Origin of the sequence: Corynebacterium sp. Marseille-P4321 (assembly GCF_903645305.1) — a bacterium.
In the GTDB taxonomy this organism is placed as follows: domain Bacteria; phylum Actinomycetota; class Actinomycetes; order Mycobacteriales; family Mycobacteriaceae; genus Corynebacterium.
In genome coordinates this window covers 147,770-168,454 of record NZ_CAHJXO010000003.1, presented here as the reverse complement: position 1 = coordinate 168,454, position 20,685 = coordinate 147,770, and the positions used below count along the sequence as shown (strand labels likewise).

The 20,685-nt window shown below is 63.3% G+C and carries 24 protein-coding genes and 2 pseudogenes; 16 read left to right on the top strand and 10 right to left on the bottom strand.

Features of this window, described 5'->3' with window-relative positions:
• Position 1: 1 nt before the first annotated feature.
• On the bottom strand, positions 2-877 hold the full coding sequence (locus HWX32_RS09190; protein ID WP_175935625.1) for a carbohydrate kinase: 876 nt from the start codon (positions 875-877) through the stop codon (positions 2-4).
• Between the two features lie 44 nt (positions 878-921).
• Positions 922-1,746: pseudogene (gene thiD, locus HWX32_RS09185) on the bottom strand (bifunctional hydroxymethylpyrimidine kinase/phosphomethylpyrimidine kinase); the annotation flags it as partial.
• A gap of 91 nt (positions 1,747-1,837) precedes the next feature.
• Between thiD and HWX32_RS09180 the strand changes: the two are divergent.
• A complete protein-coding gene (locus HWX32_RS09180; protein ID WP_175935623.1) occupies positions 1,838-2,881 on the top strand; it encodes a DUF3039 domain-containing protein in 1,044 nt (347 codons plus the stop codon).
• Here HWX32_RS09180 and HWX32_RS09175 read toward each other — a convergent pair.
• From HWX32_RS09175 to HWX32_RS09160, 4 genes are all read right to left on the bottom strand, one after another.
• Positions 2,868-3,302, bottom strand: a complete 435-nt coding sequence (locus tag HWX32_RS09175; RefSeq protein WP_175935622.1) for a helix-turn-helix domain-containing protein — start codon at positions 3,300-3,302, stop codon at positions 2,868-2,870. The genes HWX32_RS09180 and HWX32_RS09175 overlap by 14 nt on opposite strands.
• A 134-nt stretch (positions 3,303-3,436) precedes the next feature.
• Complete coding sequence (locus HWX32_RS09170; RefSeq protein ID WP_254868381.1) at positions 3,437-5,041, bottom strand: GTPase; 1,605 nt, start codon at positions 5,039-5,041, stop codon at positions 3,437-3,439.
• Positions 5,028-6,860 carry a GTPase domain-containing protein gene (locus tag HWX32_RS09165; protein ID WP_254868379.1) on the bottom strand — a complete coding sequence of 611 codons (1,833 nt, stop codon included), beginning with the start codon at positions 6,858-6,860 and terminating at the stop codon, positions 5,028-5,030. Before HWX32_RS09165 ends, HWX32_RS09170 begins: the two co-directional genes overlap by 14 nt.
• 51 nt (positions 6,861-6,911) lie before the next feature.
• Positions 6,912-7,703 carry a formate/nitrite transporter family protein gene (locus HWX32_RS09160; RefSeq protein ID WP_175935620.1) on the bottom strand — a complete coding sequence of 264 codons (792 nt, stop codon included), beginning with the start codon at positions 7,701-7,703 and terminating at the stop codon, positions 6,912-6,914.
• Positions 7,704-7,789: 86 nt separating this feature from the next.
• Here HWX32_RS09160 and HWX32_RS09155 point away from each other — a divergent pair, with 86 nt between their 5' ends.
• From HWX32_RS09155 to HWX32_RS09130, 6 genes are all read left to right on the top strand, one after another.
• A complete protein-coding gene (locus HWX32_RS09155) occupies positions 7,790-8,032 on the top strand; it encodes a type II toxin-antitoxin system ParD family antitoxin (RefSeq protein WP_175935619.1) in 243 nt (80 codons plus the stop codon).
• The gene (locus HWX32_RS09150; protein WP_175935618.1) at positions 8,025-8,309 is read left to right on the top strand and encodes a type II toxin-antitoxin system RelE/ParE family toxin; all 285 of its coding nucleotides are present in this window, start codon (positions 8,025-8,027) and stop codon (positions 8,307-8,309) included. Before HWX32_RS09155 ends, HWX32_RS09150 begins: the two co-directional genes overlap by 8 nt.
• Before the next feature lie 253 nt (positions 8,310-8,562).
• Positions 8,563-8,931, top strand: a complete 369-nt coding sequence (gene rplN, locus HWX32_RS09145) for a 50S ribosomal protein L14 (protein ID WP_075469150.1) — start codon at positions 8,563-8,565, stop codon at positions 8,929-8,931.
• Between the two features lie 3 nt (positions 8,932-8,934).
• Positions 8,935-9,249 (top strand): 50S ribosomal protein L24, encoded by a 315-nt coding sequence (rplX, locus tag HWX32_RS09140; protein ID WP_175935617.1) that lies wholly within the window; start codon positions 8,935-8,937, stop codon positions 9,247-9,249.
• Positions 9,249-9,836: a 50S ribosomal protein L5 gene (gene rplE / locus HWX32_RS09135; RefSeq protein WP_075469152.1), complete on the top strand. Its 588-nt coding sequence runs from the start codon at positions 9,249-9,251 to the stop codon at positions 9,834-9,836. The genes rplX and rplE overlap by 1 nt, the downstream gene beginning before the upstream one ends.
• A gap of 248 nt (positions 9,837-10,084) precedes the next feature.
• Entirely contained in the window at positions 10,085-11,608 is a 1,524-nt protein-coding gene (locus HWX32_RS09130; RefSeq protein WP_175935616.1) for an OFA family MFS transporter, read from the top strand.
• A gap of 22 nt (positions 11,609-11,630) precedes the next feature.
• Here HWX32_RS09130 and HWX32_RS09125 read toward each other — a convergent pair whose 3' ends face one another.
• From HWX32_RS09125 to HWX32_RS09115, 3 genes are read right to left on the bottom strand one after another with little or no spacing between them, the layout of a single operon-like run.
• A complete protein-coding gene (locus HWX32_RS09125) occupies positions 11,631-12,392 on the bottom strand; it encodes a formate dehydrogenase accessory sulfurtransferase FdhD (RefSeq protein ID WP_175935615.1) in 762 nt (253 codons plus the stop codon).
• 10 nt (positions 12,393-12,402) lie between these two features.
• Positions 12,403-12,588: a hypothetical protein gene (locus tag HWX32_RS09120; protein ID WP_175935614.1), complete on the bottom strand. Its 186-nt coding sequence runs from the start codon at positions 12,586-12,588 to the stop codon at positions 12,403-12,405.
• Between the two features lie 30 nt (positions 12,589-12,618).
• On the bottom strand, positions 12,619-13,089 hold the full coding sequence (locus tag HWX32_RS09115) for a carboxymuconolactone decarboxylase family protein (RefSeq protein WP_175935613.1): 471 nt from the start codon (positions 13,087-13,089) through the stop codon (positions 12,619-12,621).
• 151 nt (positions 13,090-13,240) lie between these two features.
• On the opposite strand from HWX32_RS09115, the gene HWX32_RS09110 reads away from it, so the two are divergent.
• Positions 13,241-13,999 carry a DUF2786 domain-containing protein gene (locus tag HWX32_RS09110; protein WP_175935612.1) on the top strand — a complete coding sequence of 253 codons (759 nt, stop codon included), beginning with the start codon at positions 13,241-13,243 and terminating at the stop codon, positions 13,997-13,999.
• 16 nt (positions 14,000-14,015) lie between these two features.
• Here the strand turns inward: HWX32_RS09110 and HWX32_RS09105 are convergent, their stop codons facing one another.
• The gene (locus HWX32_RS09105; protein ID WP_175935611.1) at positions 14,016-15,248 is read right to left on the bottom strand and encodes an amidohydrolase; all 1,233 of its coding nucleotides are present in this window, start codon (positions 15,246-15,248) and stop codon (positions 14,016-14,018) included.
• A gap of 331 nt (positions 15,249-15,579) precedes the next feature.
• Here HWX32_RS09105 and rpsH point away from each other — a divergent pair, with 331 nt between their 5' ends.
• The 8 genes and pseudogenes from rpsH (at position 15,580) to HWX32_RS09065 (ending at position 20,644) form a co-directional block, all read left to right on the top strand.
• The gene (gene rpsH, locus HWX32_RS09100; protein WP_075469158.1) at positions 15,580-15,978 is read left to right on the top strand and encodes a 30S ribosomal protein S8; all 399 of its coding nucleotides are present in this window, start codon (positions 15,580-15,582) and stop codon (positions 15,976-15,978) included.
• Positions 15,979-15,996: 18 nt separating this feature from the next.
• Positions 15,997-16,533 carry a 50S ribosomal protein L6 gene (gene rplF / locus HWX32_RS09095; RefSeq protein ID WP_075469159.1) on the top strand — a complete coding sequence of 179 codons (537 nt, stop codon included), beginning with the start codon at positions 15,997-15,999 and terminating at the stop codon, positions 16,531-16,533.
• A gap of 2 nt (positions 16,534-16,535) precedes the next feature.
• Positions 16,536-16,940: a 50S ribosomal protein L18 gene (rplR, locus tag HWX32_RS09090; protein ID WP_075469160.1), complete on the top strand. Its 405-nt coding sequence runs from the start codon at positions 16,536-16,538 to the stop codon at positions 16,938-16,940.
• A 40-nt stretch (positions 16,941-16,980) separates the two neighbouring features.
• Positions 16,981-17,655 (top strand): 30S ribosomal protein S5, encoded by a 675-nt coding sequence (rpsE, locus tag HWX32_RS09085; protein WP_075469161.1) that lies wholly within the window; start codon positions 16,981-16,983, stop codon positions 17,653-17,655.
• 5 nt (positions 17,656-17,660) lie between these two features.
• Positions 17,661-17,849, top strand: a complete 189-nt coding sequence (gene rpmD / locus HWX32_RS09080; protein ID WP_075469162.1) for a 50S ribosomal protein L30 — start codon at positions 17,661-17,663, stop codon at positions 17,847-17,849.
• 5 nt (positions 17,850-17,854) lie between these two features.
• A pseudogene (gene rplO, locus HWX32_RS09075) lies at positions 17,855-18,295 on the top strand (50S ribosomal protein L15); the annotation flags it as partial.
• Positions 18,296-18,770: 475 nt separating this feature from the next.
• Complete coding sequence (gene secY / locus HWX32_RS09070; RefSeq protein WP_175935610.1) at positions 18,771-20,099, top strand: preprotein translocase subunit SecY; 1,329 nt, start codon at positions 18,771-18,773, stop codon at positions 20,097-20,099.
• On the top strand, positions 20,099-20,644 hold the full coding sequence (locus HWX32_RS09065) for an adenylate kinase (RefSeq protein WP_075469165.1): 546 nt from the start codon (positions 20,099-20,101) through the stop codon (positions 20,642-20,644). The genes secY and HWX32_RS09065 overlap by 1 nt, the downstream gene beginning before the upstream one ends.
• Positions 20,645-20,685 lie beyond the last annotated feature (41 nt).

The following is a 20,685-nucleotide window of genomic DNA, read 5'->3' as shown; positions in this document are numbered from 1 at the left end:
GCTACCTCGATCCGGCCAACTCGTGGGCGTGCGGTGTGTCGGCGCCGGGGCGTGAGACGGTGATCGACGCGGCGCGAGCGGCGAACTGAAGAATCTCGCGCCACTCTTCCTCGCCCAGGGAGAGGAGCCCCGCGAGGTCGAGCCCACGGCGGTCGAATTCGTGCACGAGCGCGGCCATCACGGTGTCGCCCGCGCCAATCGTGTCCGCCACCTCTACCTCAATGGAGGGCACTGTGACGGAGCCGAACGGCGCGCGCACCGAGATGCCCTTACCTCCCAAGGTGGTCACTACTACGGGAACGTGGGCGGTGTCGCCAATGAAGCCCACCTCCTCGTCCGAAAGCTTGAGCACCGTCACGTTCTCCAACATGCCGCGCAGAAAAAGGCGGTGTTTTTCAGACGCGAAGGCGGGGCGGATGTTCGGATCCAGGCACACCACCGCGCCCAAATCCGCGGACTCGCGCGCGGCGGCCGCATAGCGCAGCGACGCTGGCTCCAGTGCCAGCGACAGCGTCCCAAAAACCGCGTACCCGGCGGAAACCGGCACGGGTTCCGCGAGGCGATCGGCAGTGCCGTCGACGTAGAAGGTGTACGACGCCGAGCCGTTCTCCGCGAGGGAAGCCACCGCCAAGGACGTGGGTTCGTTACCGGTGGGGCAGTGGGAAAGGTCCACGCCAACGTCGATAAGCGAAGTGCGAAGCGCCTCCCCGAACGCATCCGCGGACAAGCGCGACTGGAACGACACCTGCGAACCCATGCGCCCAAGAGCGCGGGCGACGTTAAACGGGCCGCCGCCGAGCGCCGGTGTGAGCGGCGCGAGCGGGTGCGGCGAGGACGGCACGAGGTCGACGAGCGCTTCTCCGTAGACGGTGATCATGGGGGACCGCGCGCCTACCGTACCGGGCCAGCCTGGCGGTAGAGGCGGTGGAAGTGATGCACCGGGCCGTGACCCTGGCCCACGTTCAGGTCATCGGCGTGGGCGATCGCCTCGTGCAGCCACTCGGAAGTCCACGTCACTGCGTCGTTCGCAGCGGCGGGGGAGCGGTCGCCGAGGGCCAGGCGAGTGGCAAGCGCAGACGACAGTGAGCAGCCCGTGCCATGGGTGTTCTTGGTGTCCACACGCGGAACCCCCGCGACGTGGACCACGCCGTCCGGCTGTACAAGGGCGTTCGACGCGGCGCCGGATTCAAGGTGGCCGCCTTTTACCAGCACAGCCACCCCGGTCGCGTTGGCGTACTCCTTGCCCTGCTCTACTGCGGTGTCGAAATCTTCGGCAGGCTCATTCTGGGTGAGTACGGCGAGCTCCGGAATGTTCGGGGTGACCACGGTGGCGTGATCCTTCACAAACTGGCGCAGCGCCTCCTCGGCATCCTGGGTGAGCAGGCGATCGCCGCTGGTTGCCACCATCACCGGGTCCACGACTACGACGGGCACGCGACGGCGCTTGAGGAAATCGGAGACGGTCTTGGTGGTTTTCGCATCGCCGAGCATGCCGATCTTCACCGCGTCGACCTCCACATCGTCGAAGACGGAGGCGAGCTGCGCTTCAAGGAACGCCTGCGGCGGGGTGTGGATCTCGCGAACGCCCTGCGTGTTCTGCGCGACCAGGGAAGTGACCACGCACATGCCGAAACCTCCCGCGGCGGCGATGGACTTCAAGTCCGCCTGGATCCCGGCGCCGCCAGTCGGGTCGGTGCCGGCGATTGAGAGAACGTTGGGGATTTGGCTGTAAGCGCGGCCTGTCATGGAGCCATCCTTTCGCGATTGCGGATAGTGATGGTCCCGACGGTACCGAAGACGAGGAGGTTCGCGTCGTGGCGGCGGGTAACCTAAGCACATGGTTTCGGTGCGGCCCACGATAAAGGTGCTTAAAGTTCTGGCAGGTTCGGGAAAACTGCCGAACAAAACATCGATGGCGTACCAGTGCGCACAACGTGCCACGGAAAACGAAATAAAGTTGCAGTACCTTCGTGAGGCGGTTGCGCACGCTCAAATGGAAGTCGCCCTAGTCGAATATGCTCAAGCTCGTTTTGACAGGGGGATTTTCGAGAGATTGAAGGCTTTCAATTTCCCGATTTTCGAAACACGCGACACGGGGGGATCCGCTTGGCGAGGGGCTGTAATCCACGACGGAGGGGAAGAAGCTTGGCTGGTTTACGCAGACAGCCATGATCATTTTCACGCGGAAGCAAAAACCGTCATTTCCAGTATGCGTGCGGCGGGAACGCTAGGACCGAGCAAACTGGATTTGCGCATTCTGAATCTCCAGAAAGCTGTTCAGAAGCGACAAGAGTTTGAAAAATTGTTAATCACGGAGACGTTGACGGCAATTAAACAAGCCGTCGTTCTTGGCGAACAGGGGGAGATTCAGGCCGGATCGTTGAAGATCGCGCTCGGGATTGACACTTCTTCGTTCGATACATGGGACGTTGAGTCTGCCCATGATGAAATCGACATTTTATCTATCCGAATCACCAACTGGCACGACAACTATGAGGAACTGCAATCTTTCACTTGTGTGTTACAACGATTGCTGCGTGTCGACGAAGGAATGATGGAGGCATACGCAGGGCCGACCTACGTGCTTAACATCGGAATTTCACGTGCGGACCTTATTGCCATACTCGATATTCCCCGCGAATCTCTACGTGTGGCGGATTTTGCCCCTCCTCCTCCCGACAAGCTTCACTATTCGACTAAAGGTTCTCTCGCGGAGGCATATGTAACGGGGAATGCCATCCGAGCCGTCTGCGGCAAGTGGTGGGTGCCAATCGGCGATGACAAAACCCATGGCCATTTGCCGATCTGCCCCGACTGTGAACGGCTCGAACCCTATGCCGAAGCATTGCGCGCCTACCTCCGCTCGGTTACAGATCCTTGAGTTCGTCCATTTCTTCATGCGTAAAAGGCTCTTGCAGGGGGTCGGCGCTGGTGTTGTTGCCGTGAAGTGCCTCAGCCAGAATCCGGGCGCCTGCGTCGCGGACTTGCATGAAATTCCGCAGGTCGGACATTTTGATGCGCTGGTGAGACCCGACCATGTGAAATGGGAGATCGCCGTCACGCATAAACTTCAGCAGGTGCGGGCGGCTCATTTTCAGCAGCTTCGCAGCCTCGTTAGGAGAGACCTCGGCATCATCTGCGAGGACGTTGATCGTTTGCCCCTCGTTCAAAGCGACCAGAATGGACTCCAATAACAGGGCGAGGTTCGAATCTGGGGCGGAAGCAATGAAGTCGCGCAGGCCCGCAATTTCCTCTTGAGTAAGACTCTGGCTTTCAAGTTGTGCGATGACAGCGTTCGACATGCTCGCTCCCTCCAGACCGAAACCGCTAACTGATTATCTGTAATAACTGTAATTGCCGTACTCCGGTTTTGCAATAACACCGGCTTGTTGCGGAAGCGGGGATCCAGGTAGGTCCGGGTGGGATATGTAAGCGGTTACGCTGCGGCGATGGCGAGCTGCTCGTTGAAGCGCTCGTAGTCGCCGCGCACCTTCGCCAGCGGCTCCACCACAACGGTCTCCGACATCGTCGCGACCTCTCTCTGTAACGCGGCGCGGGTGCGCCGCTTCACGCTCGAGCCGATCAGCCCGCCGAACACCGCGGTGATAAGGCCCACCACAAGCCCGCCGAGCAGTCCGGCGAGGATGAGCAGCGTCGGAATCGGCCACCCTTCCACCTGCGGCACAAGGTCGGCGCCCAGCAGCGGGGTGAGGATGCCGGGCACGAACGCAACGAGCAAGTACCAGATCACGCCGAGCAGCGCGGCGAGTAGGAACAGCCACTGCAGCACAGTGAGCAGGCTCCAGCTTTTCGACGGCTCCGCGGGCAACCTCGTCCGCGCCACCGCCCGGTCCAACTCCGCGGGAAGTGCTTGCGAGACTTCATCGGCGCGGTCGGCTACGGCCGCCTCCCACGCCGGGGGTAGCCCAGCCGCAGCGTCCGCGGCGTAATCGCGCAGGCCACGGTTGGCCACGGCCTTCGAAGCGGCGTCGAGCTCCGGCATGGACGTGCGGTGCACCCCGACCTCGTCGGCGTCCTCGCGAAGACCCAGCCTGCGTAGCGGGTCCGGCTTGAAGCGGGTAATCCAGCTGGTTACCAGCCACCCGGTGCGCTCGTGCAGCCGCTTGCGGTAGGCAGCTGCGGTAGTCTCCGCGATACGGTCGGCGTCGGCGGCTTGGGTGAGCGCGGCATCCAGCTCGCGCTTGGCCTGCTTCGCCGGGGCCCGCGTTGCCTCGCTGGCAGGCGCGGCGAGGTCCCGCGTCACGGCCTGAATGTCAGCCTCGATGCGGGCGGTCTGCGCAGTATGGGCCCGCGCCACCTTGGCGATCGCGCCGCGCAAGCGCTCAATGCCCTCACCGGTGAGGGTGGAGGTGGGGATGACGGTGATGTTGCGCAAGCCGTCGTCGATAAGCAATTGCTCGAAGCTGCCCGCAACCGTGCCCACATCGCCGGCAGCGAGCAGATCCGCCTTGTTCAGCACCGCAAGCGTGACCTCGGAGTGCGTGGCGTGCGGGCGGATGAATTGATCGTGGATGACGCTGTCGGCGTACTTCTCGGGGTCCGTGACCCACACCAGCACGTCCACCTGCCCCGCAAGGCGCGTGGCGATCTCCCGGTTGGACACCTCGACGGAGTCGAAGTCAGGGAGGTCCAGCAGGATGAGCGGGCCCGCGCCGGGGGCGAACTCGCCCGCGCGCTCGCGGCGGTCCTCCACACCGAGCCAGTCCAACAGCTCCTCAGAGCCCGCGGGCTCCCAGATTGCGGCAAGCGGGGACGAGGTGGTGGGGCGGCGCGCCGCGGCCTTGCCCAAATCCTCGCCGACTACCGCGTTGAAGAGGGAAGTTTTACCCGATCCGGTGGCGCCGAAAAAGCCCACTACGGTGTGCTCGGCGGACAGCGCGCGGCGCTCGTTGCCCGCGCGGGCGACGTGCTCGAGGCGGTCCAACTGCTGCTGGCCCAGGTAGCCCCGGCCGATCTCGGCGGCGTCCTCGAGGGCTTCGAGCCGCTCGGTGAGGGTGGGTTTCTTTTTAAAGATTGCCATTGCCGAATGTCCCCCTCAGCTGGTCGAACAAACCGCGCAGCGTGCCCGTCTCGAAGCTTTGCTGGATATCGTCCTCGACCACGGCCGGTGCGTGAACCGCCGGGCGGATGCCGAGGAATTTCTCGTTGACCAGGCCGCGGGCAGCATCGGCGGTTTCCTGTATATGCTGCGCCGTGGCACCCTCCAGCAGCGGGTCCGTCACCTCGAAGTAGCGGGCGCGCTCCGCATCGAACAGTGCGGTGAGGCGCTCGTTGAGGTCGTTGCGCGCCTCGGTGGCCATGCGGCGTACCGTATCCTCGCCGAAAATGGTTTCCAAAAGCTTCTGGCCCACCACCGCGGACCCGCCCGCAATAGCCACCTCGCCGCCGGTCAGGCCCGCGGTGGTGGAAAAGACCACCAGCATGAGCGCCACGGTGACCACGTTGAGGCCGAGCGACATCACGCGGGCCCGCTGGCGCTTCTCGCCGGCGGTGCCCTGAATGCGCTCGAGCAGGCTTTGCTGCCAGTCCCGCACCAGCTGGGCCGCTTGCGCGTCGATGTCCGCGCTCGCCCGCGCCAACGCCTGGTCCGCGTCTTCGCGCAGCTGCGGGGCCACCGCGCCCAGGTGCGACCAGGAGCGTGCCGCGGCCGTGTCGGCGGCGTCCACGATCACAGCGTGCAGGCCGTGCTCGAGCTCGGTTTCCACCTCGCGCAGCGGAGCGGGCTCACCGGTGAAGAAGCTGCCCACCTTGTCCACGGCTTGGGAGAACCAGCGTTCAAACCCGCGGATTACGTCCGAGGTTCCCACCACGTCCTGCCAGCGGTCCATCACTTCCTGGCGCAGCAGCTTGCCGTCCGAGGTGGCGTCGATGACGTGCCGGTTCGCGCCGCGGTAATGCTCGGTGATCGTCTCGTCGATCTGGTTGCCGAACGCCTCCTGGCGCTCCCGGCGCTGCGCAAGCTGGTCCACGCGGTTCAGCGCACCATCCACGGCGCCCGCGACGGTCTTGCCGGCCACGTCGCGCCGGGTGGCCGTATCGTCGGCAAGCTGCGTGAGATAGTCCCGCAACGGTGCGACCAACCCTTCACCGAGAAACTCGTCCGGGTTCGCCTCCCCGCCCAGATCCTTCACAAACGGCACCTCAAACACCTGCGCCGATTCGAGCCCCGCCTCGGACATCATGCGCCTTAAGTCGTCCGGCACCGTCTGCGCGGCAACCTCGTCGAGCCGGTTGAGCACCACAACCACCTCGATGCCGCGCGACGCCGCGTCGTTGAGAAAGTTCCACACCAGCTGGTCCGCGTAGCGCGCCGGGGTGGTGACGAAGATCCACAGGTCGGCGGCGGCGAGCAACTGCGAAGCCAAGGCGCGGTTCGCATCGTCGATGGAGTCGAAATCCGGGGCGTCGAGCAGCGCTAAGCCCCCGGGCACGCTGCCCGTCTCCACCACCCGCAGCGTGGTGGACTGCTCGTTGCCCGCTCCGTGGGAGCGGGTGAGACCCGGCAGGACCTGCGGGGAGTTGAACCACTCGGCATCCCCCGGATTTGCCACCAGCACCGGCTGCCGGGTGGTGGGGCGGATGACGCCGGGATTAGACACCCGCTCGCGCAGCAGCGCGTTGACGAGCGTGGACTTGCCGGATCCGGTGGAACCGCCGATGACGGCGAGCAGCGGCGCATCCAGATTGGCAAGGCGGGGCAGGATGTAATCGTCGAACTGGTTAATCACCGCCCTGGCTTCCGGAGTCGCATCCGTGGGCAGGGACGTGTCGGCGACGGCATCGCGCACGGCGCGGACCGCATCGATGACCTCGGTGGTGTTGGGCGAAGAGGTAGTCACCCGGCTCATTCTTCCATGCCCGGACGACACGGGGGCTGGGTAGCTCGCCGGCTAGTCCTTGTAGTTTGTCTTGGTCAGGTTCAGCCAGCCGTAAATGCCGCCCATGATCAGCCCGCCGCCGATGAAGTTGCCCACCCACACAATGCTCCAGTGGCGCGCCACATTCGCGAAGGTGTAGCCGGGGATATTTTCCGGTCCGAACTCGAAGCCGGTTAGCGATGTCAGGACGAAGTTGGCGATGGAATGCTCGTAGCTCATCGCCGCGAACGCCGGGACGATCACGATGACACCGAGCAGCTTGGCCGTGTAGTCCTTGTCCGCCTGCGTTGTCAGCATGAACGCGATGTTGACCACGATGTTGGCCAGGATCGCCTCGATGAGGAGCTTCCCGCTCGGCTTTTCGAGTTTGGCCACCATCAACTGGTAGATAAAGCTATCCGTTGTCACTGCCTCGCCAATTGTTGTCGAGGCGATCATGGAGGTGATGAGCACGCCGCCGATGAGGTTGAACAGGGTGACAAAGCACACGATGGCGAAGCCCCTGCGCAGCGTGTTCTTCTTGTGAATCGCCCCATACGTCATGAACATCATGTCGCCGGTGGCAAGCTCTCCCTGTAGCACCACAATGACGTACAGGGTTGTTGCGAAGATGGAGGCGAACGCGTACCTACCCAACCCGGGCACCATGGACTCGGCCGCCGTTGCGGTGTTCGCGGCGAACGCCGTCATGATGCCCAGGAACACTCCCGCGAGCATCGCCCTCACCGCGAATCGCGCCGGTTCTTGGCTGAAAAGGTCGAGTTTGTTCTGGATGGATTTCGGGGCTGACTCGTGGAAGCTCACCGGGACGAATGTACGGCAGCGGATGGGGTTGCGCTCGGTGGGGTTGGCCAGCGTGGCAGAATACCCAAAAGTGGTACTCTCGTCGCATGGCTAGGAACACCTCCGTAACGCTCGGCGATCACTTCGACCGGTTCGTGGCAGCGCAATTAGCGACCGACCGCTATGCGTCGGCCAGCGAGGTGCTCCGCGCGGGTCTCAGGCTTCTGGAGGAGCGCGAAGAGCAGCTCGAACTGTTGCGGGGGGCTCTGCGACAGGGGTTGGATAGTGGCATAGCTGAGCCATTTGACATGGACCAGTACATGGCGGATATCAAGGCCTCCGGTGTATAAGTTCACTGTTCAGGCGAAGCGCGACCTGGATCAGATCAGGGACTACACGCTGGAGACCTGGGAAGCTGATCAGGCTTACCTCTATGTGGGCAAACTTCGGGGCGGCTTTGAGTCCATCGATCATGATCCGGGGGTGGGGAAGGCTCGACCAGATCTTGGAAACGGGATGCGTTCTTTCGCAGTGGGGAGGCACCTGGTGTTCTACACCCGGCATGAGGGAGACGTCATCATTGTTCGTATCCTCCATCAGCGGATGGATCCGCATCTTCACATGTAGGTCCCCGAATTCGGTGCCGTACCGTATGCGCGGCAAAATACGCGGAGCGATTTGGGCAAACGCCCCAGGTCGTGCTTTAATACCCCAGTTGTCTACTGCTGGTCGGTTGCGACGCGCGTTTCCGAGTGTCGTTGCCGAGACCCTTCGACGGTGCGCAACCGTTCGTCGATGAGCAATAGGCTCCGAAAGCAATTGACCACGTGCGTGCAGGACGGAAATCTGGCGCACATTGATCCAGGTCAGGAGACCAACTGTGATTCAGCAAGAATCGCGTCTGAAGGTCGCCGACAACACGGGTGCACGCGAGCTGCTGTGCATCCGCGTCCTCGGCGGCTCTGTCCGACGCTTCGCCGGCATCGGCGACACGATCGTCGCCACCGTGAAGGAAGCTGCCCCGGGCGGCAACGTCAAGGAGGGCGAGGTCGTTCGCGCCGTCATTGTTCGCGCGAAGAAGGAGACCCGTCGTCCGGACGGTTCCTACATCGCGTTCGACGAGAACGCCGCTGTCCTTATCAAGAACGACACTGAGCCGCGCGGCACCCGTATCTTCGGCCCGGTGGCACGTGAGCTTCGCGACAAGAAGTTCATGAAGATCGTGTCTCTCGCACCGGAGGTGATCTAACTTATGAAGATCAAGAAGGGCGATATGGTTCAGGTCATCGCCGGCAAGGACAAGGGTGCTCAGGGTCGCGTCATTGAGGCGTACCCGAAGCGCGAGAAGGTCCTCGTCGAGGGTGTCAACCGCATCAAGAAGCACGTCGCGAACTCCTACACCGAGCGTGGCACCGAGTCCGGCGGCATCGTGACCCAGGAAGCGCCGATTCACGTGTCCAACGTGATGATCCTCGACTCCGACGGCAAGCCGACCCGCATCGGCTACCGCTTCGACGAGGACGGCAAGAAGTACCGCGTGGCCAAGACGAACGGGAAGGACATCTAATGACTGAGAGCATTCAGAACTACACCCCGCGTCTCAAGACCCGCTACCAGGACGAGATTCGCGGCAAGCTGAACGAGGAGTTCGGCTACGACAACGTCATGCAGATCCCCGGTCTGACCAAGATCGTGGTGAACATGGGTGTCGGCGACGCTGCTCGCGACTCCAAGGTGATCAACGGTGCCCTCGAGGACCTCGCCGCTATCACCGGCCAGAAGCCGCAGCTGCGCCGCGCAAAGAAGTCTATTGCGAACTTCAAGCTCCGTGAGGGCATGCCGATCGGCGCGAAGGTGACCCTGCGCGGCGACCGCATGTGGGAGTTCCTGGATCGCCTGCTCACCGTGGCTCTGCCGCGTATTCGCGACTTCCGCGGCCTGAACGACAAGCAGTTCGACGGTAACGGCAACTACACCTTCGGCCTGTCCGAGCAGACCATGTTCTACGAGATCGACATCGACAAGATCGATCGCGTGCGCGGCATGGACATCACGCTCGTGACCACCGCCACGAACGACGACGAGGGCCGCGCGCTCCTGCGCCACCTCGGCTTCCCGTTCGCGGACAAGGACGGCAAGATGAAGCGCGCATAAGCGTTGGCTTCTGCCTGGCGAGTACCTCCGGCCCTTTTGGGCCGGAGGTTTCGTGTTTTTCGGGGTGCCTTTTGCAACTGAGGCGAGATGTTACGGATGGGATTACAAAACCCCTGGATGCTGAATTTGATTCCGAAATACTTCAGGCGGGGACGCTGGAGGGTTCCTCGAAGCACGATTAACCGCCACCATGAAGGTTGGGATATTATCCCCGTCGTATTAAATACATATGCTTAGTAGGGGACTCCATGTCATTTTTCTCCCGCAGCGCGATCATTGCGCCGAAGACTTTTAACCGCTGGCTCATCGTCCCCGCGGCACTGGCCATCCACCTTTCCATCGGCCAGGTGTACGGGTTCTCTGTATTCAAGAAGCCGATGATGGAGCACTTCGGCGTCGGCGAGGTCGCGGTGGGGTGGATCTTCTCCCTGGCCATCGGGATGCTCGGTATCTCCTCCGCACTGTTCGGTTCGTGGGTGGAAAAGGTCGGCCCGCGCGCCTCGATGGCGGTCTCCGGCACGCTGTGGGTGATCGGCTTCTTCGTGGCCACCCTGGGTATTAGCACCGGCAACCTGTGGCTGGTGTACTTCGGCTACGGTTTCATCGGCGGCATTGGCTTAGGCATCGGCTACATTTCGCCGGTGTCCACACTGATGAAGTGGTTCCCTGACCGGCCAGGCCTTGCCACCGGCCTTGCCATCATGGGCTTCGGCGGCGGCGCGCTGATCGCCTCCCCGGCATCGAACCGGCTCATGGAAGCTTTCGGCGGCGGCACCGAAATCGCCGACCGTGCAGCTGGCTTGCAGCCCACCTTCATTACGCTTGCGCTCGTATACGCGGCGGTGATTGCGATGGGCGCGTACTGCATCCGCCTGCCGCACCCCGACTGGACGCCGTCCGGGGCACCGCGTCTGAACAAGCCGTCGAAAGTCGCTATTGCCGGCGCGAACGTCAGCGCCGCCAATGCGATTCGCACGCCACAGTTCTGGTGCCTGTGGGTAATCCTGTTCTGCAACATCACAGCGGGCATCGGCATTCTGGAAAACGCCGCGCCGATGATCCAGGACTACTACCCGGCGCTCACCGCGGCCGCCGCCGCAGGGTTCGTGGGCCTGCTCTCACTTGCGAACATGGGTGGGCGTTTCATCTGGTCGTCCGCGTCCGACGTCATCGGCCGCAAGAACATCTACATGGTGTACCTCGGCGTGGGGTTCATTTTCTACTTCGTCCTTGCGAGCGCGGGTCACACAAGCCTCGCGCTATTTGTCATCAGCGCGCTCATTTTGCTCACGTTTTACGGCGGCGGGTTCGCCACCATCCCCGCGTACCTGCGTGATTTGTTCGGCGTGTACCAGGTGGGCGCCATTCACGGCCGCCTGCTCACGGCGTGGTCGGCCGCTGGTGTTGCGGGCCCTTTGATTATCAACATGGTGGTCGAGCGCCAGGCGGCTCGTGGCAACGAGGGGCCGCAGCTCTACCAGCTTTCGCTTTACATCATGTGCGCGCTGCTGGCAGTGGGCCTCATCGCCAACTTCCTGGTCAAGCCGGTCGAGCGCAAGTGGTTCGAAGATCCGGCGAAGGTGCAGGCGAAGATCGACGCCGACCGCGCGTCGGTGCTGAACGCCCAAACGGACGAGCAGGGCAAGCTACGCGCCACTTCCGGGGCCGCGCACACCGCAGTCGCGGGAGTATTGGCCGTGGTGATCGTGCTACTGCTGGTCTACGGCCTGTGGGAAACCGCCGTGAAGGCCTCCGGCATGTTCGTGGGCTAAGCAGCAGCAAAGCCCCCGAGGCCTAGGCGCCCGAGTACACGCTGAACCGCTCAGCGGACGCCTCGCCCACGAGGACCGTGTTCGTCTCGCGCGCGAGGTCCACGGCCATGGCGGTGACATCCGCGGTAGTCACCACCGCGCCGAAGCCCGCGGCGGCGGCCGCGCGCATCATCTCGAACGTCACGCGGGAGTCCACGGCGAGGATGGTGTCGGCGGCGGGCACGGAAGCGTCGAGAAGCATGTGCCCTGCAAGCTTGTGCACCGCATTGACCGCACCGATGTCCTGGCGCACCACGCCACCCGCCGCGGCGGTGGGAAGCGCGCGCTTGCGGTGCCTGCTCAGCTGGGACGGCACGGCGAAGACCGCCTCCGGGTCGAGTGGCATGAACTCCGGGCGCACGGGCAGGCTCGCGGCGAGCTCCCGCACGCGCTGCTCCGCGGAGATGCCGCACGATTGCGCGGGGATCGGGTCGATGAATTGCGGCGGGGCAGCGGGGCGGGCGAGATCGATATCCAACAGGTTGTAGGTGTTCTTCCCGCCAATCGCGCCCTCGCAGTAGCGCGCGGTGGCCACGTCGGCGGCGCTTTTGATCAACCCGTGGGCGAGCAGCACGCCGTGCGCGAGCTCAATGTCGTGGCCGGGTGTACGGAAGAGCTGCGCGACCTCTTCGCCGCGGGCGCGGATCTCTAGCGGCTCCTCCACCTCAACCTGGCCTGCGCGTGTATCCCGCGTACCGTCGGCGCCGATGCGGGTAACTGCGAAACTCTGCTTTAACCTGCTCACCCGGACGATGCTAACGCGAAGAGCGCACCGTCAGCGCAAGGCCCGCGCCGAGCAGGCACGCCACGGCGCACGCCTGGTACAGGCCGGGGTAGCCGCCGAGGTAGCGCAGGCCCGCCGCGGCGAGCAGCCCGTCCAGGGTGGGGTGCATACCGGTGCCGATATGCATGCCATGGAGAGGGATAGTTTTGCTCGCCATAGCACCAGCCTAATCAGGGCGGCAATCCCGCTAGAAACGCAAATCGAACTCCGTCGCACCATCGATGCGCTCCGGGTCGGTGCGCGTGGCGATGGACACCCGATTGAACACGTTGATCGTGCAAATGGACACCAATAGGTTGTGCGTGCCGTCCTCGCCAAAGGCCGCGACGCAGGCGTCCCACAATTCATCGGGCACGGAGGCGTAGCCGTCGATATGCGTCACCGCGTCCGTGAGCCGCAGGGCGAGCACCTCCTCCTCCGTAAACACGCCCGGGTGATTCGTCCAGTCCTCCGCCGCGAGGATCCTTTCCTCGGAAAAGCCATCGCCGCGTGCGTCGCGCCGGTGGGTGGCTATGCACGCCTTGCAGTCATTGATCACGCTCGCCCGGAGCGTGATCAAGTGCCCGAGCTCTCGGGGCGTATTGGCATTTGAGTACTTCACCATGGGTAAAAGCGACTTGAACGCCTCGCCTTTGAGCTGTGTGCGTGATTCGGCCATGTGGTCAGGCTACCTGCGCACACTTTGGTTATCCACAACCCCGCGCGCCCGAATTCCACAAGCACGTCGAGTGGTGTCTGGGTGCTGCGATAGAACTATTACGCACACGGTCGCAACGGCCGCGAGGACACATGAGAAAGGGGTGGGCGCGATGCGCGCAGACAATCACACACATTCGGCGGCTGTGGCCGGGGCGGGCAACGGCGAGAAGCTCAAGGAGAAAGTACAGAAGCTGCTCAACCAGGCCAAAGACAGGGAGGGCACGCCGGAAGGCGAGACGTTTTACGCCAAAGCGTTCAGTCTCATGGCGGAGTACGGCATCGATCAGCGCGATTTGGACCAGCCTGATGAAGGCGACGCGGTTACTCACCGCACCTACACCTTCAAGCATTCCTACACCGAGATGCAGGCGGGCCTGCTTCATGCGATCGCCTCGGGGCTGCACTGCACCGGGTTCACACACAGGGTGTACAACTCCACGCGAGTGGAATCTGCGACGATTTTCGGCCTGAAGTGCCACCTGGAGCGGGTGGACATGCTCTACGGCATGCTGCTGCCCGTCATGCTTGCAGGTGCCCAACGCGTGCGCGCGAGAAACGTGAGGGAATCAACGGTGATCATGCGCCGGTCATTCATGTCCGGCTACGCATCAGAGATCCGCGCACGTCTCGCGGAGGCGGAGGTGGAGGCAGCAGGGCCAGGTAGCGAATATGCACTAGTGCTTATCGACGACTTCGAGCGGGCCTCGCGTGCCTGCGACGACTACGCGGCGGCTAAAGGTTTCTACCTTTCCCAGCACGAAACGAACCGCTCCTTCGACCCCGGCGCCTACCTTCGGGGCAAGGCGGCGGGGGAGCGTTCCGACCTGGGGCAGACGCGGGTCGGGGCGCGGCCAGCACTGCCGTTCTAATAAGCCCTGTGTGCTCTTACTTCAACAGCCAGGCGGCCGCGGCGACGATCATCGCCTCGGACGCCCGGTCCAGGGTGGGCTGCAGATCCGGCACGAAGTGCGGGGAGTGGTTTGCCGCCGCGGTGGATTCGTCCGCAAACGCGCCGAGGCCCCAGTACGTGTACGGAGTGCCGAAGGCGTCCGGAATGTAGGAGAAGTCCTCGGAGGCCGGGACCGGGTCCAAGTCGATGGACTGCTCGCCGAAGTAGGCGTCGAAGGCGGCGCGCACCTGGTTGGTGACCTCCGGGTCGTTGTCCGTAAGCGGGTAGTGCTCTGCTGGCTCCCACTCCGGTTCCTTCGGGCTGCCGGCAGCCGCGCACTCGGCGCGCACCACACGCTCGATCGCCGCGCGCAGCTTCTCCGCGTCGCCGCGGGCGTAGGTTCGGGTGTTGATAAGCATCTCGGCCTTGTCCGAGATGATGTTGGACTTCACGCCGGCGTGCACTGCGCCGACGGTGAGTACGGCGGTGTTGCGCGCCGGCAGCTCGTGGGGCACGAGCGTGTGCAGGCGGGTGATAATGTGCGCGGCCAGCAGCACAGGGTCAACGCCTTCCTGCGGCATGGAACCGTGGGTGCCCTTGCCCCACACCGTGAGCTTCCCAGCGTTCGCCTCCGACATCACCGGTCCAACGCAGGTGCCCACGTAGCCGGCAGGCAACAGCGGCAGGACGTGCTGGGCGAGGAATACGTCGGGCTTCGGCATGACATCCGCGATGCCTGCTTTCACCATGACATCGGCGCCGCCGAACTGCTCTTCGGCGGGCTGGAACACCGCGACCAAGGTGCCGGACCACGCGTCGCGGTTGGTGGCGAAGGCTTCCACGGCGCCCAAGGCACCCATGATGTGAAAGTCGTGACCGCACGCGTGCATCGTCGGCTTCTCCACACCGGTGAACTTATCCAGCTGGCGTGCGGTGGAGGCGTAGTCCTTGTCGGGCGCTTCCTCCACCGGCAGGCCGTCGATATCAGCCCTGATTGCAACGATGGGCCCTTCGCCGTTTTCCACCACGCACACCGTGCCCGTCTCAGCCACCGGGGAGTAGGTCAGTCCGAGCTCGTCGAGACGCTCGCGGATCTTCGCCGCAGTATTGACCTCCTGCAGGGAAAGCTCCGGGTTTTGGTGGAACCAGCGGTAGAGCTCCTCGCGCTCGGAACGGGTACGCTCCACGGTGGACAGCAGGGTGTGCAGGGAAGAAGCGCTCTCGGTCATGCACGCAGTCTAAAGTGCGGTGCGACCCTTTGGAGGCGGAACAGGCAGCGAATTTGATTATTGTCCCAGCATGCGCGTAGGTTAGACCGTCGGACTTGCGCGCCGGATCTTCGGCGTGTGCAAGCCGACAATTTTTTGCACATCCAACTTTGTTGCAGGCCCCCCGCCATGATGCGGACCGCGTGCAAGGGAGGCGGCGAGCGCCCCACGTTACTGAGCGTGGGGAGCGTGAAGTAGCCCCCGACAGACCACGCGGATAACGCGGCTCGACGCTAATCGCATCGGGCCAGTAGGTGGTGGGAACCGCAACGAGAAAGGTAGACGGTCTCTTATGACCATGACTGATCCGATCGCGGACATGCTGTCCCGCGTGCGCAACGCTACAAATGCGCAGCACGACAGCGTGTCTATGCCTTCGTCGAAGATCAAGGTGAACATCGCCGAGATCTTGAAGCAGGAAGGCTACATCGAGGACTACAAGGTTGAGGACGAGAAGGTGGGCAAGTCGCTGACCCTCGACCTCAAGTACGGCCCGACCCGCGAGGCTTCCATTGCAGGCCTGCGCCGCGTGTCTAAGCCGGGTCTGCGTGTCTACGCGAAGTCCAACGACCTGCCGCAGGTGCTCGGCGGCCTGGGCGTGGCAATCATCTCCACGTCCCACGGCCTGCTCACCGACCGCCAGGCTCAAGAGAAGGGTGTAGGCGGGGAAGTCCTCGCTTACGTCTGGTAAAGGGAGGTTGGAAACACTATGTCTCGCGTAGGTAACGCACCCATCGCAATCCCGAACGGTGTCGAGGTGAAGGTTAACGGCCAGAACGTCGAGGTCAAGGGCCCGAAGGGCACCATGGACCTGGACATCCCGGCTCCGATCACCGCGTCCGTCGAGGACAATGAAATCGTGGTGTCCCGTCCGGACGACCACCGCCAGAACCGCTCGCTGCACGGCCTGTCGCGCTCGCTGATCAACAACCTCGTTGTCGGCGTGACCGAGGGCTACAAGATCAACATGGAGATCTTCGGCGTCGGCTACCGCGTGCAGCAGAAGGGCAAGGACCTCGAGTTCTCCCTCGGCTACTCGCACCCGATCCTGATCGAGGCGCCGGAAGGCGTCACCTTCTCCGTCGACGGCAACACCAAGTTCGCCATCGAGGGCACCGACAAGCAGCAGGTTGGCCAGATTGCGGCGAACATCCGCCGTCTTCGCAAGGATGACCCGTACAAGGGTAAGGGCATCCGCTACGAGGGCGAGCAGATCCGTCGCAAGGTCGGAAAGACGGGTAAGTAATCATGAGCAATACTGCAGAGAACACCAAGCGCACCCCGGTGGGCAAGGACATCTCGTCCCGCCGCCGCGAGGCGCGTCAGCGCCGCCACAACCGCATCCGCAAGACGCTGCGTGGCACCCCGGAGACCCCGCGTCTCGTCGTGCACCGCTCGTCTCGCCACATCCACGTCCAGGTCATCGACGACCTTGCGGGCCACACCCTGGTCTCCGCGTCGTCCATCGAGCCGGACGTGCGCAACCTGGAGGGCGACAAGAAGGACAAGGCCGCCAAGGTCGGCCAGCTTGTCGCTGAGCGTGCAAAGGCCGCCGGCATCGAGGAGATCGTCTTCGACCGCGCTGGCTACAAGTACCACGGCCGCGTTCAGGCGCTCGCCGAGGCAGCTCGTGAAGGTGGTTTGAAGTTCTAATGATCACCGCAATCAACACCATTAACGGAGGGATCGCGTAATGGCCGAGAACAACGGCGGACGCTCCGCCGAGGACCAGAACAACAACAACGACCGCAACGAGCGCGGCGGCCAGGGCCGCAACGACCGCGGTGGCCGTGGTGGCGAGCGCGGTGGCCGGGGCGGCCGTCGCGATGACCGCCGCAACCAGAACGACGAGCGCGATAAGTACATCGAGCGCGTCATCACCATCAACCGCGTTGCCAAGACCGTCAAGGGCGGCCGCAACATGTCCTTCACCGCGCTGGTAGTTGTCGGCGACGGCGAGGGCATGGTTGGCGTCGGCTACGGCAAGGCCAAGGAAGTCCCGGCCGCAATTCAGAAGGGTGCAGAGGAAGCTCGTAAGAACTTCTTCCGCGTCCCGATGATCGGTGGCACCATCCCGCACCCGGTGCAGGGCGAAGCTGCCGCAGGCATCGTGATGATGCGTCCGGCTGCTCCCGGTACCGGTGTGATCGCCGGCGGCGCCGTCCGTCCGGTGCTCGAGTGCGCTGGTATCCAGGACATCCTGGCGAAGTCCCTCGGCTCCGACAACGCTCTGAACGTGGTTCAGGCAACCGTTGCGGGCCTGAAGCAACTCGTGCGCCCCGAAGAGGTCGCCGCAAAGCGTGGCAAGGCCGTCGAGGATGTCGCGCCGGCTCGTATGCTGCGCGCACGCGCAGGACAGGAGGCCTAATTACAATGGCACTGAAGATTACGTTGCACCACGGCAAGGTCGGCGAAAAGCCGGCTACCCGCGCTAACCTCGAGGCCCTCGGTCTGCGCAAGATCGGCCAGAGCGTTGTCAAGCCTGACAACGCTGCGGTCCGCGGCCAGATCCTCAAGGTGCGCCACCTTGTCGATGTCGAAGAAGTTGCAGGGGAGGAGTAAAGCACATGGCTGATGTCATCAAGCTTCACGATTTGCGCCCTGCAGAGGGCTCCAACAAAGCCAAGACCCGTGTTGGTCGCGGTGAAGCGTCCAAGGGTAAGACCGCTGGTCGCGGTACGAAGGGCACCAAGGCTCGTAAGCAGGTTTCTGCTGCTTTCGAGGGTGGCCAGATGCCGCTGCACATGCGTCTGCCGAAGCTGAAGGGCTTCAAGAACCCGAACCGCGTCGAGTACCAGGTGGTCAACGTTGCGGATCTGGCGAAGGCATTCCCGGAGGGCGGCGACATTGCTATCGCCGACATCGTCGCAGCGGGCCTCGTGCGCCCGAAGCAGCCGGTGAAGGTGCTGGGCGAGGGCGAGATCAACGTCGCGCTCAACGTCACCGCCACCAAGTTCTCCAAGTCCGCGGCTGAGAAGATCGAGGCTGCCGGCGGTTCCGCGAACGCGGAGGCATTCGCCAAGCGCGCGGCCAAGAACGTCGAGGGCCCGGTTGAGTCTGCTGAGGGTGACGCCACCCCGGCCGCAGAAGCAACCGAGGGTGCTCGCGGCGTGCTCGACTCCGACCCGCTTCAGGGCGGCGCCGAGGTGAACGAGGCTGAGCCGCAGGACGAGGCGTAAGCCTTAAGTCCCGCGCACAAGCGCTCGCGCGAACAATCCCCCATTCGAACCCGCTGAGGGTTCGGGCGGGGGATTTTTCATGCGCAGGAGAACCAATGCAGGTTCGCAGCTGTGAAGAACCTGCCGAGCACCGGTGAATCTGCGAGCGTGCCTCGGAAGGGCGTACCTCAAATATCAATTCTTGCGGGGTGGCTGCTAGGGTAGTGGGGTCAAATCAGGACTGGCGGTTTCCGCGTGCCTGAATCCGATGAATTTGTCCACTATCTCCCGGCTGCAATTCTGGCGGCGGGGGCCAGGAGGCTTTGTGTCCGCAATTGCTCAGGCGTTTAAGGACCATGATCTTCGCAAGAAGATCATGATCACCCTTGCGCTGATCATTCTCTACCGCATCGGCTGCCAAATCCCCACGCCGGGCGTTGACTACGCGCTGATCAACGAACGGCTCGAAGAGGTCTCGCGCGGCGAGCAGGCGACGATGTTCTCCATCATCGGGCTGTTCTCTGGTGGCGCGTTGCTGCAGCTGTCCATCTTCGCCATCGGCATCATGCCGTACATTACGGCGTCGATTATCGTGCAGCTGCTCACCGTGGTGATCCCGCGGTTCGAGGAGCTGAAGAAGGAAGGCCAGTCCGGCCAGGCGAAGATGACGCAGTACACGCGTTACCTCACCGTGGCGCTGGCACTCCTGCAGTCCGCAGGCATTGTCGCGCTGGCGGACCGTGAGCAGCTCCTCGGCCAGGGAGTGCCTGTGCTGGTGGAGGACCGCAACATCTGGACGCTGATCATGATGATCATCGTCATGACCTCGGGTGCTGTGCTCATCATGTGGCTCGGCGAGATCATCACCGAAAAGGGCGTGGGCAACGGTATGTCCCTGCTCATCATGGCGGGTATCGCTACCCAGATTCCGTCCGAGGGTGTGTTCATCTACCAGAACTCCGGCGCGATGACGCTCACCCTCGTGGTGCTTGCGCTTATAGTGCTCGTGATCGGCATCGTGTTCATCGAGCAGGGTCAGCGCCGCATCCCGGTGCAGTACGCGAAGCGCATGGTGGGCCGCCGCCAGTACGGCGGGTCCTCTACCTACCTGCCGCTGAAGGTGAACCAGGCCGGCGTTATCCCGGTGATCTTCGCGTCCTCGCTGATGTACGTCCCGGTGCTCATCACCCAGATTGTCACCATGAACAACCCCACTCCGCCGGACAACTGGTGGATGAACCACGTCATGGCGTGGCTGCAGAACCCGGGTTCGTGGCAGTACATCCTCACCTACGTTGTGCTGATCATCTTCTTCTCCTACTTCTACGTCTCCATCCAGTACGACCCGGTGGAGCAGGCGGAGAACATGAAGAAGTACGGTGGCTTCATCCCCGGCATCCGTCCGGGCCGTCCGACTGCGGAGTACCTCGGCTACGTAATGAACCGTCTGCTTTTCGTCGGCTCGATCTACCTCGCGCTGATTGCAGTGTTGCCGAACCTGGCGATGGACGCGGGTATCACCGGCTCCGGCCAGATGGGTATGAGCGCCTTCGGCGGTACAGCCATCCTGATTATGGTGTCCGTGGCTCTGACCACGGTGAAGCAAATTGAATCCCAGCTACTCCAATCCAACTACGAAGGACTGTTGCGATAATGCGTCTCGTTCTCCTTGGCCCTCCCGGTGCTGGCAAGGGCACCCAGGCCGCGATTCTTTCCGAAAAGCTCGGCGTTCCCCACATCTCCACCGGAGATCTGTTCCGCGCCAACATCGGCGAGGGCACCCCACTGGGTGTTGAGGCGAAGAGCTACATCGACGCCGGCAAGCTGGTGCCCACCGACGTCACCGCCCGCATGGTGGAGGACCGCCTGAACCAGGACGATGCGGCCGACGGCTTCCTGCTGGACGGCTTCCCGCGCACTGTGGAGCAGGCTGAGATCCTCACTGAGCTGCTGGCGAAGAAGGGCGAGAAGCTCGACGGCGTCCTGAACTTCGTGGTGGATGAGGACGTGGTGGTGGAGCGCATGCTGGCCCGCGGCCGCGCCGACGACAACGAGGAGACCATCCGCACCCGCCTCGGTGTGTACCGCGACGAGACGGCTCCGCTGATTGATCACTACGGTGACGCGATCATCTCGATCGATGCTGTCGGCGATGTGGACGAGATCAACCAGCGCACCATGGAGGCACTGGGCAAGTAGCCCGCTTACGCGCAGGCCGGTGTGTTTCGCACCGGCTTTTT

Coding starts and splice junctions, on each gene's coding strand:
- HWX32_RS09190 (WP_175935625.1), bottom strand. CDS start 877: ATGATCACCGTCTACGGAGAAGCGCTCGTCGACCTCGTGCCGTCCTCG.
- HWX32_RS09180 (WP_175935623.1), top strand. CDS start 1,838: ATGGTTTCGGTGCGGCCCACGATAAAGGTGCTTAAAGTTCTGGCAGGT.
- HWX32_RS09175 (WP_175935622.1), bottom strand. CDS start 3,302: ATGTCGAACGCTGTCATCGCACAACTTGAAAGCCAGAGTCTTACTCAA.
- HWX32_RS09170 (WP_254868381.1), bottom strand. CDS start 5,041: ATGGCAATCTTTAAAAAGAAACCCACCCTCACCGAGCGGCTCGAAGCC.
- HWX32_RS09155 (WP_175935619.1), top strand. CDS start 7,790: ATGGCTAGGAACACCTCCGTAACGCTCGGCGATCACTTCGACCGGTTC.
- rplX (WP_175935617.1), top strand. CDS start 8,935: ATGAAGATCAAGAAGGGCGATATGGTTCAGGTCATCGCCGGCAAGGAC.
- rplE (WP_075469152.1), top strand. CDS start 9,249: ATGACTGAGAGCATTCAGAACTACACCCCGCGTCTCAAGACCCGCTAC.
- HWX32_RS09130 (WP_175935616.1), top strand. CDS start 10,085: ATGTCATTTTTCTCCCGCAGCGCGATCATTGCGCCGAAGACTTTTAAC.
- HWX32_RS09120 (WP_175935614.1), bottom strand. CDS start 12,588: ATGGCGAGCAAAACTATCCCTCTCCATGGCATGCATATCGGCACCGGT.
- HWX32_RS09115 (WP_175935613.1), bottom strand. CDS start 13,089: ATGGCCGAATCACGCACACAGCTCAAAGGCGAGGCGTTCAAGTCGCTT.
- HWX32_RS09110 (WP_175935612.1), top strand. CDS start 13,241: ATGCGCGCAGACAATCACACACATTCGGCGGCTGTGGCCGGGGCGGGC.
- HWX32_RS09105 (WP_175935611.1), bottom strand. CDS start 15,248: ATGACCGAGAGCGCTTCTTCCCTGCACACCCTGCTGTCCACCGTGGAG.
- rpsH (WP_075469158.1), top strand. CDS start 15,580: ATGACCATGACTGATCCGATCGCGGACATGCTGTCCCGCGTGCGCAAC.
- rplF (WP_075469159.1), top strand. CDS start 15,997: ATGTCTCGCGTAGGTAACGCACCCATCGCAATCCCGAACGGTGTCGAG.
- rplR (WP_075469160.1), top strand. CDS start 16,536: ATGAGCAATACTGCAGAGAACACCAAGCGCACCCCGGTGGGCAAGGAC.
- rpsE (WP_075469161.1), top strand. CDS start 16,981: ATGGCCGAGAACAACGGCGGACGCTCCGCCGAGGACCAGAACAACAAC.
- rpmD (WP_075469162.1), top strand. CDS start 17,661: ATGGCACTGAAGATTACGTTGCACCACGGCAAGGTCGGCGAAAAGCCG.
- HWX32_RS09065 (WP_075469165.1), top strand. CDS start 20,099: ATGCGTCTCGTTCTCCTTGGCCCTCCCGGTGCTGGCAAGGGCACCCAG.